Origin of the sequence: Rhizobium sp. CF080 (assembly GCF_000282095.2) — a bacterium.
Taxonomy (GTDB): domain Bacteria; phylum Pseudomonadota; class Alphaproteobacteria; order Rhizobiales; family Rhizobiaceae; genus Neorhizobium.
Genome location: NZ_AKKC02000009.1, coordinates 1 through 14,290, shown reverse-complemented (window position 1 = coordinate 14,290; position 14,290 = coordinate 1). Strand labels below are relative to the sequence as shown.

The window sequence follows — 14,290 nt, the reverse complement described above, 5'->3', positions numbered from 1 at the left end:
GGCATGCAGAGTTTGCACTAGGGTTGGCACAGTTTGTAAAAATTCCCGGGGCGGCGGGTGGAGCATGGCCAAGGAAATCGAACGGAAATTTCTGGTGAAGAGCGACGGCTGGCGCTCGGAAGTGTCGTCGTCCACCGATTTCCTGCAGGCCTATATCGCATCCGGCGACGACCGTTCGGTACGCATCCGGATCATGGACGGCAAGCGCGCCAAGCTGACCATCAAGATCGGCCGGGACCTGATCGCCCGCGATGAATTCGAATACGAAATCCCCTTGGCCGATGCCGAAGAGATGGCGCAGAATGCCATCGGCGTCGTGCTCGAAAAGACCCGTCATGAAGTCGAGCACGGAGGTTATATCTGGGAAGTCGACGTCTATGACGGAGCTTACAAGGGATTGATCGTCGCCGAAGTCGAGGTGGAGGATGTGGGCGCCCTGCCCAACATTCCCGACTGGATCGGCCGGGAAATCACCGGCGACAGACGATATTCCAACATGGTGATGGCAACGGAAGACATGAGCGGAGAACTTCTGTAATGGCATACCGTCTGCGGCCCGCCAAACCCTTCACCGACGAGTTCCGCTCGGTTGCGGAAAGCCAGCTCTCCAAGGCAATCCATCTGCTGGAGGAACAGCCGGACGGCCCGCACGAGGCAGTCCACGACGCGCGAAAACGCTTCAAGCGGGTCCGCGCCCTCTACCGGCTGGTCCAGCAGGATGCCAAGGAATTCCGTGCCCGCGAAAACAGCCGCATCCGCGACATGGCGCAGACGCTCTCGGCCGTGCGCGACGCGACCGCGCTGGTCGAAACGGTCGACTATCTCGCAACCCAAGCCACATCCGCGGAGGAAATGGCAGCACTCGCCTTTGCGTCCACGGCACTGACCGAGAGGCGCGACCGGATCGCTTCGGAGGAACACGACCTGCCGGCCAAGATGGCAGCGGCCGCCGATACCTGTCGCGCCGCGATCGCGGCCCTCGACGACCTCGATCTCGACGACGATCCGCACAAGACGGCCAAGCGGCTCGCCAGGGCCTGGAAGAAACAGCGCGAGAAAGCGCTCGGCGCACTGGCCGGCTGCGAGGAACACGGCGATGCCGAGGTCTATCACGAGCTGCGAAAATGCGGCCAGACCTACTGGATGCACCTGTCCCTGCTCAGCGAGATCTGGCCCTCCGCGATGCTCGCCAAACAGAAGCAGGCGAAAGCGCTTGTCGATCTGCTCGGCCATGAGCACGACCTCTCGGTGCTGACCGGGCTCGTCAACGAAAACCCGGAACTGTTCGGCGACAGCGACACGCTGGCGCTGGTGCTCGGCTCCATCATCACCCGCCAGCAGGCGCTGCGGTACGAGGCGCTGGAAGCGGCGCACGAGGTGTTTGCCGACAGCGCCGAGACGGAAAGCGGGCTGATCACGCTGCTCTGGGAAAAGGCGGCTACCGCGCCGCGCAGGGAGCGCCGTGCGGCAAAGCTGCACAGGGCGCATGAAGCACCTGCGAAAGAAACCGCGTTGCGCGGCGTGTCCTGACGCTGTATTTCAGCGCCATGACCGACAACATCCTTCAAACCCGCCCGGAAACAACGGGCGCCTGGCTCGTCGCCGCGCTCTATCATTTCGCGCGTTTCGACCGCTATGAGAGCTTTCGCGAGCCACTGCAGGCCTTCTGCGACGAGAACGGCATCAAGGGCACGCTGCTGATCGCCCGCGAGGGCATCAACGGCACGGTTGCCGGCTCCGACGCGGCGATCGCTGGCCTCATCACCTATCTGCGCGCCCAGCCGGAATTCGCCGGCCTGGAGCACAAGGAAAGCCGTGCTTCCAAAATGCCCTTCCTGCGCATGAAGGTGCGGCCGAAGAAGGAAATCGTCACCATGGGCGTCGAGGACATCGACCCCAAGCGCATCGTCGGCACCTATGTCGAGGCGAAAGACTGGAACGCGCTGATTTCCGATCCGGAAACGATCGTCATCGACACCCGCAACGACTACGAAACGGCGATCGGCATCTTCAAGGGCGCCGTCGATCCGCAGACCAAGACATTTCGCGAGTTTCCCGACTGGGTGAAGAACAATCCCGGCCTGCACAACAAGCCGAAGATTGCCATGTACTGCACCGGCGGTATCCGCTGCGAGAAGGCGACCGCCTTCATGAAGGAAGAGGGGTTCGACGAAGTCTTCCACCTCAAGGGCGGCATCCTGAAATATCTGGAAGAGGTGCCCGCCGAGGAAAGCCTCTGGGAAGGCGCCTGCTTCGTCTTCGACGAACGCGTGTCCGTCGAGCACGGATTGAAGGAAGGCAACCACAAGCTCTGCCACGCCTGCCGCAACCCGATCACGGCTGAAGAAGTGACCTCGCCCCATTACGAGGAAGGCGTCTCCTGCTCGAACTGCTACCCGACCCGCACCGAGGACGACCGCGATCGCTACCGCCAGCGCCAGCTCCAGATCGCACTCGCCAAAAAGCGCGGCGTGAGGCATATCGGCGGGTAAGGCTTGCCCGCGCCAGATCGCTGGCGCGAGCGCATTGTCGCTGCTTCAAGCCGCCTGCGGTATCCGGGCGATCACCTTGATTTCGAAATCGAAACCGGCGAGCCAGGTGACGCCGACCGCTGTCCAGTTCGGATAGGGTGCCTCGCCGATCGCCTTTTGCCGCACGGCCATGACGGTTTCGAGCTGGGCCTGCGGATCGGGATGGAAGGTCGTGACGTCGACGACGTCCTGAAACGTGCAGCCGGCCGCCTTCAATACGGCCGCCAGATTGTCGAACGCCAGTTGCACCTGACGCTCGAAGTCGGGCTCCGGTGAACCGTCTACCCGGCTGCCGACCTGGCCGGAAACGAACAGAAGGTCTCCAGAGCGGATGGCCGCCGAATAGCGGTGCTCTTCGTAGAGTGCATGCCGGCCGGCAGGGAAGATCGCCTCGCGTGTGCTCATTGCTTCATTCCTTTTTGAAAGGCCGGTTTCCGCCGCGTCGTGATGGCTCTTCGCATCCGGCCTTTGGTTTTAACATACGGGCGCGTTGACATACGCCCCGTATGCGCCTTTACATCACATACGCCGCGTATGTCAATTGGCATACGCGGCGTATGTGGAATAAAGGAGCTGCTTCCGCAGCCGGCGCCAGCTCCAAATCAGGCTCGCCAAGAAGCGCGGCGTGAGGTATATCGGCGGAGACGGTTGGGCTAGTATCCCGGACAAATGGGGTCCGACGGTTCGCCAGTGAATAATCGGCGCTCTGCCGTCAGTCTTTCTTCTCGTAACGTAGCTCTTCTGCTATCTCCCGGTCGATGATCGCATGTAGGACGTCTTCGCCCTCGATCTCCTCGTGTCCGACAAAGCGCGATATCTCGACGTGGTCGTCCTCGAATACCGATATCTCGATGCGCTGACCGACGATCGTCGCGGTAATGTCGATCGTGTCATCCCGGTGCCGCTCGATGAAGTAATGGATGTGCGCCTCGTCGAGCCGGCGTAGTATCTTGAACAATGGCGATGTCATTGAGTTCACCCGGGTCGAAGCTGAGGCAGTACCGGGCAATGCGGCTCGGGCGCCTTGTTGATAATTTTCCTGCTTGTATCCTTCGTTTGTACCCAGAGAATATCACAAGGATGAGAAATGGCCCTATTCTGCCGTGGGCTCGACCCGAGGATCCAGACCTCAGGACGTAGAGGCCCACGTGACGCGTAAGGAGCTCACGCCGCCCCGCTCATCCCGCCCGGCAGTCGGTTGCCGCGGTAGATGATGTCGATCTTTTCCCATGACATCGGCTTGCCGAACAGATAGCCCTGCAACTCGTCGCAGCCAGTCAGCCTCAGCTGCATCGCCTGCGCCTCCGTCTCGACGCCTTCGGCGGTGACCGGGATTTCCAGTGAGCGGGCGAGCGCCACGGTCGCCTGCAAGAGATCGACGGCGCGGCCGCCCTCCTCGAGCGCATGCACCAGCGACTTGTCGATCTTCATCCGGTCGAAACCGAACTGGCGCAGATATCCGACACTCGAAAAGCCGGCACCGAAATCGTCGAGAGCGATCTTCACCCCGAGCTGTTTCAGCTTGGCAAGCGCGGCGCGGGCGCGTTCCGGGCTCTGGATGAAATAGCCCTCGGTCATTTCCAGCGTAATGCGGGAAGGATCGGTGCCGGTCTTGCGGAACACCGACGCGACATGCACGGCAAATGCCGGATCGCGGAACTGGCCGGGCGAGATGTTGACCGCGAGCTTGAGCTCCGGCCACAATGTCAGCGTTTCGCAGGCGCGGTGCAGCACGAACAGGCCGAGCTGGTCGATGAGCCCGGTCGATTCGGCGATTGGAATGAAGACGTCGGGCGAGACCGGGCCGTAACCGGTGCGGTTCCAGCGGGCGAGCGCCTCGACGCCGATGATCCGCCAGGTCCTGGCATCCACCACCGGCTGGTAGACGACGCTGAGCTCCCGGCGTTCGATGGCAATCCTGAGGTCGATTTCCAGCATGTTGCGCTCTTCGCGCTGCGCATCCATTTCCGGCCGGTAATATTCGGTGCGGCCGCGTCCGGTTTCCTTGGCGTGATACATGGCCATGTCGGAACGCCGCACCAGCTCCTCGCCGGAGACCTTGCCGCGCGGCGAAATGGCGACGCCGATGCAGGTGCCGATCGTCGCGACCCTCTCGCCGATCACGAAGGGCTCGTCGAAAAAACCGAGAATGCGGTCGCTTAGCGTATCCACGACCCGGGCGATATCCGTGGTCGCGAGCGCGATGGCGAACTCGTCGCCGCCGACGCGGGCAAGGGTCGCCGTATCGCCGACCAGCGTCTTGAGGCCGGCCGCGACGCCGCGGATCAGCTTGTCGCCGGTACCGTGGCCATAGGCGTCGTTGACTTCCTTGAAACCGTCGAGATCGAGATAGAGCAGCGCCACGTCATTGTTGTTGCGGCGGCTCTGCAGCACCAGCGCATCGAGAGCGGCGAAGAAGCCGGCGCGGTTGAGGAGCCCGCTCAACCGGTCGCTCATGGCGAGATGCCGCGCCGACGCTTCGTCCGCCGTCAGGCGGTTGAGCGTGTTGCTGCCGCTGACGAAGAGGAGGAGGAAAAACAGGCCGACCATGGCGAGCGCGCAATAGACGAGCGGCCGGACCTGGGCATAACCCATGTCGCCCGGCCTGCGCGAATTCCACACGAGCCGCTGCAACACCTTGCCGTGGATATTGCGGATCTCCACCATGTTGGACACGGTATGGGCTGGGCTCGCGAAACGAAGCCCCTCGATGACATAGGTATCGGAGAGTTTCTGAACCTTGGCCTCGTCGAGATGCCGGGCAAAGATCAGGAAGCGGCGGTTCGAGACCGGCTGATCGAGCTGCCCCGATTTCTGCCGGATCAACGCGACGCCGACGGCCGCCACACCCTTTTTGGTCTGCACGAAATCGGCTGCCTCCGGCAGGTTTTCCGCGCCGGCGGAACTCGCCTTGTCGAACAGCGTCCACAGCGAGCTGTCGAAATAGTCACGCGGGGCCCAGTTGGCCGGCGCGCCGTCCTGATAGGCCATCAGCACGTTCTGGTTCATGTCCATGACGATCGCGACGTCGAAGAGATCGCTGTTGGCGGTCATCTCCCCATAGTTGCTGACGACCCAGGCCTGATCATCCGCATAGACGAACTGGGCGGCATCGTCCCAGGCGGCGTAATCGTTGAGCGTCGCATGCAGCTGCTCTTCGAACGTCTGGATCGCGCCTGTCGTCGTCTCCTGCGAGCGCCCGTCATCGAGGCGATTGGCGTAGTCGGCGATGCGGTCGAGTGCAGTCAGGATGAAGATCGTCACCAGAACCACGACCACCGCGAAGGCAAGCAGCATCGACGTCACGGCGGAGCGACGGCCAAGTGTTGCGGAGCGGCGGAAGCGAGACGGAAGAAGCCGCATCGAAGACCTCGTGAAGTCCTACATCTTTCGCGGGTATTCCTTCAGATAGCGTTAAAGTAAATGGGCCGGTCCTCGCAGTAGAGGGCCGGCCCACGAAGAATTTTCGAGAATTCGATATTACCAGGCGGCGATGACGGCGCCCTTGAACTGGGTGTTGACGAAATCCTTCACCGGAGCGCTGTGATAGGCCTCGACGAGGGTCTTCACCCAGGCCGCGTCCTTGTCCTTCGCCTTGACGACGATGATGTTGATGTAAGGGGCCTTTTCACCTTCCTTGGCGACCGGATCGGTCTTCGGGTTGAGGCCGGCTTCCAATGCGTAGTTGGTGTTGATGACCGAGGCGTCGACATCGTCGAGCGAGCGCGGCAGCTGGGCGGCGTCGAGTTCGGCGAACTCGATCTTCTTCGGGTTCTCGGTCACGTCGGCCGGGCCGATCTTCAGGCCCTTGGCGGCATTGACCTTGATCAGGCCCTGGTCGGCGAGGATGAGCAGCGCGCGGCCACCATTGGTCGGGTCGTTCGGGATGGCGACGGTGGCGCCCTGCTTCAGGTCGGCGAGGCTCTTCACCTTCTTGGAATAGACGCCCATCGGGAAGTTGACGGTCTGCGCGACGCTGACGATATCGAACTTGCGATCCTTGACCTGGTTGTCGAGATAAGGCTGGTGCTGGAAGGAATTGGCGTTGAGTTCGCCGTCGGCCAGCGCCTGGTTCGGCACGACGTAGTCGGAGAATTCGAGGATCTGGATGTTGAGGCCCTTGGCAGCCGCGACTTCCTTGACCTTTTCCATGATCTGCGCATGCGGGCCGGGCGTGACGCCGATCTTGATGTCTTCGGCAAGTGCCGGCGCAGCAACGAAGGCGGCGAGTGCCGCCGCGATGATGAGCTTCTTCATAAGTGTCTCCTTGGGTTCGATTATATATACGCCAGTCTTGGGAGGCTGGTTTTCCGGGATTGAAGTGTCAGGTCTTGCGGTTGCGCTTGTCGAAGCGGCGGGCGAGCGCATCTCCGGCACTCTGGATCGCCTGGACGAGCACGATCAGCACCACGACGACGGCCAGCATCACATCCGGCATGAAGCGCTGGTAGCCGTAGCGGATGCCGAGATCGCCGAGGCCTCCGCCACCGACCGCGCCGACCATGGCCGAATAGCCGACCAGGCTGACGAGGGTGAGCGTCAGCGCGAGCGTGAGGCCGGGTTTGGCTTCTGCCAGCAGCACCTTGAAGACGATCTGCAGCGGCGTGGCACCCATGGCGCGGGCGGCCTCGATCAGGCCTTTGTCCACCTCGCGGATCGCCGCTTCGGCAAGCCGCGCGACGAAGGGAATGGTCGCGACCGTGAGCGGCACGATCGCGGCATAGGTGCCGATCGAGGTGCCGGTGACGAGACGCGTGAACGGGATGATCGCCACCACCAGGATGATGAAGGGCGTCGAGCGCGCCGCGTTGACGATCGCGCCGATGATGCGGTTGCTGACCGGTGCGGGGAAGAGCTCACCCTTGCCGCTGGTTGCCAGGAACACGCCGATCGGCAGGCCGATCAGCGAACCGATCAGGCCGGCGGCGGCGACCATCTGCAGGGTCTGCCACAGCGCCTTCGAAAGAAGGCCGAAAAGCATATCAAGCGACATAACCGAGCACCTCCGTGGTGAGACCGGTTGCGGCATAGAAGCGTTCGGCGCGCTCCGTGACAGCGGGATCGGCCGGGTAGGCGACGACCAGCGAACCATAGGGTTCGCCGGCGATCTCCTCGATCGTGCCGGCGAGGATGTTCACGTCGGCGCCGAGTTCGGTGACCAGCCGGGCGGTCAGTGGCTGGAAGGCCGTCGAGCCGAAGAAGATCAGCCGCACCAGCACGCGATCGCCTGCCGAGGGCTGCGGCTTCAGGTTCGAGCGGATCCAGTCCGGCAGATTGGTGCCGAGCGCTGCCGACAGAAGCGAGCGCGTCGTCTCGTGCTTGGCGCCGGTGAAGACGTCGAAGGTGCGACCCGCCTCGACGATCTTGCCACGGTCGATCACCGCGACATCGGAGGCGATGGTCTTCACCACCTCCATCTCGTGGGTGATCAGAAGCACCGTTAGGCCGAGTTCGGCATTGATGCGCTTCAGAAGCGCCAGGATCGACTGCGTGGTTTCCGGGTCCAGCGCCGAGGTCGCCTCGTCGGAGAGCAGCAGTTTCGGCGAGGTGGCAAGCGCCCGGGCGATGCCGATGCGCTGCTTCTGGCCGCCGGAGAGTTCGGCCGGGTAACGGTCCGACTTGTCGCCAAGACCGACCAGATCGATCAGCGGCGCGACCTTGTCGCGGATCGCCTTGGCGGAAAGGCCGGCGATCTCGAGCGGCAGGGCGACATTGTCGAAGGCGGTGCGCGACGAAAGCAGATTGAAGTGCTGGAAGATCATGCCGACATGGCGGCGCAGGTCCCGAAGCCCCGTCTCTGAAAGATCGCCCACCTCGACGCCATCGACGACGACGCGGCCGGAGGTCGCCTTTTCCAGCCCGTTGACGAGCCGGATCAGCGTCGACTTGCCGGCGCCCGAGCGGCCGATAATGCCGGTGATCGCGCCGCGCGCAACCGAAAGGTCGATACCGTCGAGAGCAGTGAACTGGCTCTTGTCGTCAGCCCCGCCGAACCGCTTCGTCACCGCTTCGAAAGTGACCATCGATATTGGTGAAGACAGGGGTTGTTCAGGCGGTATCGACACGGCGCCGTGCTGCGCCTCGGGCAGGGTTTGAACTTTTATAGACATCGGAAACTCTTTTACGGACCGGCCGGCGCAATGGTGACACAAGGGAACATCCCGCTGGTCAATCACACATTCGGCTCACGCGTCGATATAGTAGTCTACCCATGTCTCGTCCACACGCAGCCGCCACTCGGCCGACAATCCAGTGCTCTTATTGCACCGCAGCGTCGCCGGGCCGAGAAACGAATTTCCAGATATTGCGGGGGATGGAAAATATTCGGACGGATTAGGCGGCAATCCGCGTCACGAAGCCAGTTTCATCTCCGGACTTGCAAAGCTCTCGAAGGTCGGCCGGCTGAAAATGTAGCCCTGCACCAGCGATACGCCGAGATCCTGCAGGACCTTGAGTTCCTCGTGCGTTTCCACGCCTTCGCAAAGGGCAACGACGCCGAATTCGTCAAGCATCGCCAGGCTGTGTTTGACGACGACGCGCTTGGCCGGGTCGGTATCGATGCCGCGGATCAGCTCCATATCGAATTTGACGATATCCGGCTGGAATTGCGAAAGCAGGTTGAGCCCTGAATAACCGGCGCCGAAATCGTCGATCGCCGTCTTGAAGCCCATGTCCTTGTAGGTGCGCAGAATATTCAGGAGATGTTTCACATCCACCTGCTCGCCCTCGGTGAATTCGAAGATGATGCGGTCCAGTGGGAAACCTACCTGCATGGCCGTCGCAAGCGTCAACCGGATACAGGCCCGCGGCTCGTAGACGGCGTTCGGCATGAAATTGATGGAAAGCTTGGTATCCGGACAATCAGCGCCCAGGCGCGCCGCAAGCTGAATGGCTTTGACGCGGCACTGCTGGTCGAACGCATATCGGTTATGCTCTGTTACCTGCGACAGGACCGACATGGCGCCCTCTCCACCGAGCCCGCGAACCAGGGCCTCCTGCGCGAAGACCGTACCGGTTCGCAGATCGACGATCGGCTGGAAAGCCATCGAAAATGGGATTTCGAAACCCTCGCCATCGCGGCATCCCACACAACCAGCCATCGCACTATCTCCAGCAATCAGGAGGCGATGGGTATCACAGCATCCCTTAAAAAAGGATCTTCGCATTTACGCCGATTTATGGTTGCCTTTCGGGAACAACGAGGCGAACTCGCGATACCATTTGCCGCTTTTCTTGATCGTCCGTTCCTGGGTCTCGTAATTCACATGCACGAGACCGAACCGCATGCGGTAGCCCTCCGCCCATTCGAAATTGTCCATCAGGCTCCAGGCGAAATAACCCTTCATCGGGTAGCCGTCCTTGATCAGGTCGGCGACGACGGAAAGGTGCTCGACATAATAATCCAGACGCGGCTGGTCATCCACCTCACCGTTTTCCGGTTCCATGTTGTAGCAGGCGCCGTTCTCGGTGATGTAGCAATCCGGCAGGTCGTAGCGGCGGTAGAGATCCTCGACCAGCAGCTTCAGGCCCGGCGAATAGACCTCCCAGCCGATATCTGTCTTGACGTCGCTGGCGGGCTTCGCCTCCACCGTCCACGGGAAATCGCCGGTGCGCGTCGCATCATCATGGACGCGGTCGGGCTTGTAATAGTTGAGACCCCACCAGTCGAGCTTCTGGCTGATGATCTTGAGATCGCCCTCTTCGACGACCGGCATGCGGTCGCCGAGCGCTTCCAGGAACGCTTTCGGATATTCACCCTTGAAGACAGGATCGAAGAAGGCGCCGTTGTGGAACTGGTGGGCGCGCTCGGCGGCGGCGATATCGGCCGGGCTGTCGGAGCCGGCGATGATCGACGCAGCGTTGATGACGGTGCCGACCGGCACGTTCGGCGTCACATGCCGGATCGCCTCGACGCCGAGGCCATGAGCGAGATTGACATGGTGCATGGCGGCAAGCGCCGCCTGCATGTTCTTTTCGCCCGGTGCGTGGATGCCGTAGAGGTGGGAGAGCCAGACGATGCACCAGGGTTCGTTGAAGGTCGCCACCGCATCGAGCCGGTCGCCGAGCCGCGCCATCACCACCTTGGCATAACGCTGGAAGGCATAGGCCGTCGAACGCGCCGTCCAGCCGCCCTCGCCCATCAGCGCCAGCGGCAGGTCCCAGTGATAGAGCGTCGCATAGGTCTTGATGCCGCGGGCCTTGCAGCCGTCGATCAGCCGGTCGTAGAAATCCAGCCCCTTCTCGTTGATCCGGCCCGTACCCTCCGGAATGATCCGCGGCCAGGCGATCGAGAACCGATAGGCTTCGACGCCCATTTCCTGGATGAGATCGAGATCCTGCTCCCAGCGATTGTAGTGATCGCAGGCGATATCGCCATTGTCTCGGTTATGGACCCGGCCCGGCATGTTGGAAAACGCATCCCAGATCGAGGATTTGCGGCCGTCCGCCTTGGTCGAGCCTTCGATCTGGTAGGACGCCGTCGCGACCCCGAACAGGAAATCGCCGGGGAAACGCTTCGCAAATGTCTTGGGATCGATCATTGGATGCCGCCATAGCTGGTTGCGGGTGGTCTGCCAGACCGTGTTCGGCGGCGGTTTAACCAAGCCAAGCCCGATTGTACAGATTTCAGATGATAATTCTGAAACGTTTTAGATCATGCAATTGGCGCCATCCGGTACTGATCGTCCGGATGGCGCCCCAGATGGCACAGTATCGCAGACCGGTCTCGCCAGACCGGCCTCCTTCGGGGTGGCCTCGGCCCCGCGTCACCTCATTGGGTGAGGTGGCCGCTCACCAAGGCAGCAATCCCGCTGGCGATCCCGTCTTCGGCGCAGCCCGGCTTGAGCTTCGAGCCAAGCACCTGGAATGTCTGGTGCTGGAAGGACTCGTCGTCGGGAATGTAACCGGAATTGGCGCGACCGTTGGCAAGCGTCACCAGCATCGTCTTGGAAAGCGGCGATGCCTCCTTGGTGCGCTGGCCGATGCGGCTGTAGATCTCGGCATTGACCGTCGTGAGTGCGATATCGCCGATGCCGACGACGCCGAGCCGGATATCGACATTGTCGCCGTCCTTGTACTGGCCGGCCACGCCTTCGCGGGCATTGTCGAGCCGCGTCCGGCCCGGGCATGTCAACGTGCTCTGCGCGCCCCAGATCTCCGGCGATTTCAGCCGGCCGTCCGTATGCGACATGACCCGGATCACCTCTTCGCCGAGGATGACGCCGAGCGCCTGCATGTATTCGCCGAGCTGGCGGGCTACCTTGGGATCGAGCGGCCCGTCCGCCACCTGCTTGTTGCGGAGCGGCGCCTCGATCTTTTCGCGGGTCATCTCGTAGCCGCTGATCTTGACGCCGGTCTTGGAGGCAAGCGTGTTCGTGCCGGTGCGCAGCCAACGCGGATTCTGGTCGCCGGATGCGCCCTGCGTGAAGATCGTCACCATGTCATCGCTGAGGTTCTGCTCGACATAACGGCTGGTCGCGGCCGCGAAATCGCCGCTGACGAAGCCGGACAGGTAGCCGTTGACCGGGTGCATGGCGTAATTGACATAGGCCGCGATCGGCTCGCCGGTCGGCTTGACGAAGGACAGCACGCCGACGGTCTTGTCGGAGAAGGCTTTGAAATTGGCGGCCTGCGTCCACAGATGCGTCTCGTCGTCGACCACGTCGCGGTTGACGTTGAGATAGGACTCGCCGGTGGAATAACCGACGAGCGCGGGCTGCAGCCCGGCCATCGCCTTTGTCACCGCATCGAGCGCCACATTCGCCACGAAATCGCTGCCGTAGCGTGGCTGGCCCGGCGCCGTCGTGGCGTTGGCCGGCCAGTCACTGTGGGTGTGGGTGGACGACAGGATGATGTTCTCCGCCGGCGCGCCGAGTTTCTCGGCGATGCGCTTGCTGGCGTCAGCCCAGACATTCTCGTTGATGCCGCCGAGATCGGCGCCGAGGAATGCCGCCTTCGTCGTACCGTTGTCGACAACGATCGCCCGCAGATAGAGCTTCTCGTGTTCGTATTCGTTCATCGCCGGATAGGCGGCATTTGCCGGCGGGGTGATGTCGATGCGCGCCGTGCCGACGCGCAGTGTCCCGGCCTTCTCCTGTGCGCCGGCCGGCATCATCGTCATCGTGACGGCGCAGGCGGCGATTGCCAGTACGGTGGCTGCTTTCTTCATTTTGTTCTCCACAATATTCCTCCTGAAAAAATCCGGCCGATCGGCTCGCTCCCAAGCCGGGACGAGCCAAATAATGGAGAGCCGGCATAACCGCCTCCCCGTGGCCGGCCCTTGGGCGTGGCAGGCGATCTTGTCTGCCGCGCCCGTAGCTCGTTATGTGCTGGTGACAGCCCGGCTGCCGACTACATCACGCCGGCGGCCTTCAGCAGCGGCAGGTCGTGGTTGAAGCGGACCTCGCTGTTGTTGTCGAAGATCATCGTCGCGCCCTTTTCCACCGTATAGGCCGGCCATTCGGGAAGGCCCTTGTGGCTCGGATTGCCGCTGCGAGCGAAATTGACCCAGGCCTGGCTCATCTTCTCCGACATGGCGACCGCATCCGCCCCGCCGCCGGTGGCCGTAGCGACAAGTGCCGCATTGGCGAAGACATGCGAGATTTCCGAGCAATGCCACGACATGCCGATGCCGCCCATGGCCGGTGATTCCCACGAGAAGACATAGCTATAGACCGGCGCCCCGCCCTGCTTTGCCTTGAGCTGGGTATTCTTCAGCGTGCCCGGGCGGCCGCTCAGATCGACGAAGAAAGCGTCGGAGAGCTTCTTGTTCGGATAGGCTTCGAGGAAGGCCTTGCCGACCGCATTCGCCTTGTCGCCGAAACGTTCCTTGAGCTTTGCCTGTGCCCGCTCGTCCGTCCACTTGTTCTTGTTGTCCGCATAAAGAACAGCCGGGTTGTTGCGGATAATCGTTTCGCTTTCGTTGAGCACCGTGCCGATCAGAAGCGGGATGTCGCGGGCCTGATCCACCCAGGCGTCGCCGACCGGATCACGCGGCAGATAGGCTGCATCAACGACCGGCGCCCAGCGCGGGTTCGGATCGCCTTCCTTCTTGGCCTCATCGAGCGCCTTGGTGGCGGCTTCCAGGAGCTTCGGATAAGGCACCGTCTTCAGGTCACCCACCTTGGAGCCATCGAGCCCGAGGTTCTTGAGCGTCAACTCGGCGACGCGCTGCGCCGATTTCTGCGACGTGACCGGGCTGGTGGTGGCACCGCTCTGGACGATCGCCTTGTGGAACAGGCCCTTGGCTGCCGGTAGGCCCATCAGGGTACGCACCTTGCTGCCGCCGCCGGACTGGCCGAAGATCGTAACATTGTTCGGGTCGCCGCCGAAAGCTTCGGCATTGTCCTTCACCCATTGCAGCGCTGCCACGAGATCCGCCATGCTGGCATTGCCGGACTGCTTATATTCCGGGCCATAGGCCGAAAGATCGAGAAAACCGAGCACGTTCAGGCGATGGTTGAGCGTGATGACGACGGCATCGCCCTTGCGGGCAAGGTTCTCTCCGTCATAGGAGGTCAGTTCTATGCCCGAACCGTTGGTGTAACCGCCGCCATGCAGCCAGACCATGACCGGGCGCTTGGCGCCGTCCTTGATGCCCTTCGTCCAGATGTTGAGATACTGGCAATTCTCGCTCATCGGCAGGTAGCGATGCGGGTTGAAGAGTTCGTCGCCCGCCACCGTCTTCATGTCCGGGATGAAGCAATTCTCTCCATAGGTAACCGCAGGCTTGGTGCCTTCCCACGGCTCCACCGGCTTCG

General features: G+C 62.2%; 13 protein-coding genes. 3 read left to right on the top strand and 10 right to left on the bottom strand.

The window, feature by feature from the left end:
- The first annotated feature begins 64 nt into the window (after positions 1-64).
- From PMI07_RS20305 to PMI07_RS20295, 3 genes are read left to right on the top strand one after another with little or no spacing between them, the layout of a single operon-like run.
- Entirely contained in the window at positions 65-538 is a 474-nt protein-coding gene (locus tag PMI07_RS20305; protein WP_007766745.1) for a CYTH domain-containing protein, read from the top strand.
- A complete protein-coding gene (locus PMI07_RS20300; RefSeq protein WP_007766742.1) occupies positions 538-1,530 on the top strand; it encodes a CHAD domain-containing protein in 993 nt (330 codons plus the stop codon). The genes PMI07_RS20305 and PMI07_RS20300 overlap by 1 nt, the downstream gene beginning before the upstream one ends.
- 17 nt (positions 1,531-1,547) lie before the next feature.
- Positions 1,548-2,492, top strand: coding sequence for a rhodanese-related sulfurtransferase (locus PMI07_RS20295; RefSeq protein ID WP_007766739.1), 945 nt, complete (start codon positions 1,548-1,550; stop codon positions 2,490-2,492).
- 45 nt (positions 2,493-2,537) lie between these two features.
- Here PMI07_RS20295 and PMI07_RS20290 read toward each other — a convergent pair whose 3' ends face one another.
- The 10 genes from PMI07_RS20290 to PMI07_RS20245 all read right to left on the bottom strand — a co-directional run.
- Positions 2,538-2,936, bottom strand: coding sequence for a RidA family protein (locus tag PMI07_RS20290; RefSeq protein ID WP_007766736.1), 399 nt, complete (start codon positions 2,934-2,936; stop codon positions 2,538-2,540).
- A gap of 307 nt (positions 2,937-3,243) precedes the next feature.
- A complete protein-coding gene (locus tag PMI07_RS20285) occupies positions 3,244-3,501 on the bottom strand; it encodes a hypothetical protein (RefSeq protein ID WP_007766734.1) in 258 nt (85 codons plus the stop codon).
- Positions 3,502-3,695: 194 nt separating this feature from the next.
- Positions 3,696-5,894 (bottom strand): EAL domain-containing protein, encoded by a 2,199-nt coding sequence (locus PMI07_RS20280; RefSeq protein ID WP_007766731.1) that lies wholly within the window; start codon positions 5,892-5,894, stop codon positions 3,696-3,698.
- Positions 5,895-6,011: 117 nt separating this feature from the next.
- Positions 6,012-6,788 carry a MetQ/NlpA family ABC transporter substrate-binding protein gene (locus PMI07_RS20275; protein ID WP_007766728.1) on the bottom strand — a complete coding sequence of 259 codons (777 nt, stop codon included), beginning with the start codon at positions 6,786-6,788 and terminating at the stop codon, positions 6,012-6,014.
- A gap of 67 nt (positions 6,789-6,855) precedes the next feature.
- Positions 6,856-7,524 carry a methionine ABC transporter permease gene (locus tag PMI07_RS20270; protein ID WP_007766725.1) on the bottom strand — a complete coding sequence of 223 codons (669 nt, stop codon included), beginning with the start codon at positions 7,522-7,524 and terminating at the stop codon, positions 6,856-6,858.
- Positions 7,514-8,554: an ATP-binding cassette domain-containing protein gene (locus PMI07_RS20265; protein ID WP_037087722.1), complete on the bottom strand. Its 1,041-nt coding sequence runs from the start codon at positions 8,552-8,554 to the stop codon at positions 7,514-7,516. Before PMI07_RS20265 ends, PMI07_RS20270 begins: the two co-directional genes overlap by 11 nt.
- Positions 8,555-8,881: 327 nt before the next feature.
- Positions 8,882-9,631: an EAL domain-containing protein gene (locus tag PMI07_RS20260; protein ID WP_007768160.1), complete on the bottom strand. Its 750-nt coding sequence runs from the start codon at positions 9,629-9,631 to the stop codon at positions 8,882-8,884.
- 66 nt (positions 9,632-9,697) lie between these two features.
- Positions 9,698-11,071, bottom strand: a complete 1,374-nt coding sequence (locus tag PMI07_RS20255; protein WP_007768158.1) for a GH1 family beta-glucosidase — start codon at positions 11,069-11,071, stop codon at positions 9,698-9,700.
- Between the two features lie 230 nt (positions 11,072-11,301).
- Entirely contained in the window at positions 11,302-12,699 is a 1,398-nt protein-coding gene (locus PMI07_RS20250; RefSeq protein ID WP_024163974.1) for a neutral/alkaline non-lysosomal ceramidase N-terminal domain-containing protein, read from the bottom strand.
- Between the two features lie 182 nt (positions 12,700-12,881).
- A partial coding sequence (locus PMI07_RS20245; RefSeq protein ID WP_024163973.1) for a carboxylesterase family protein occupies positions 12,882-14,290 on the bottom strand: 1,409 nt, incomplete at its 5' end.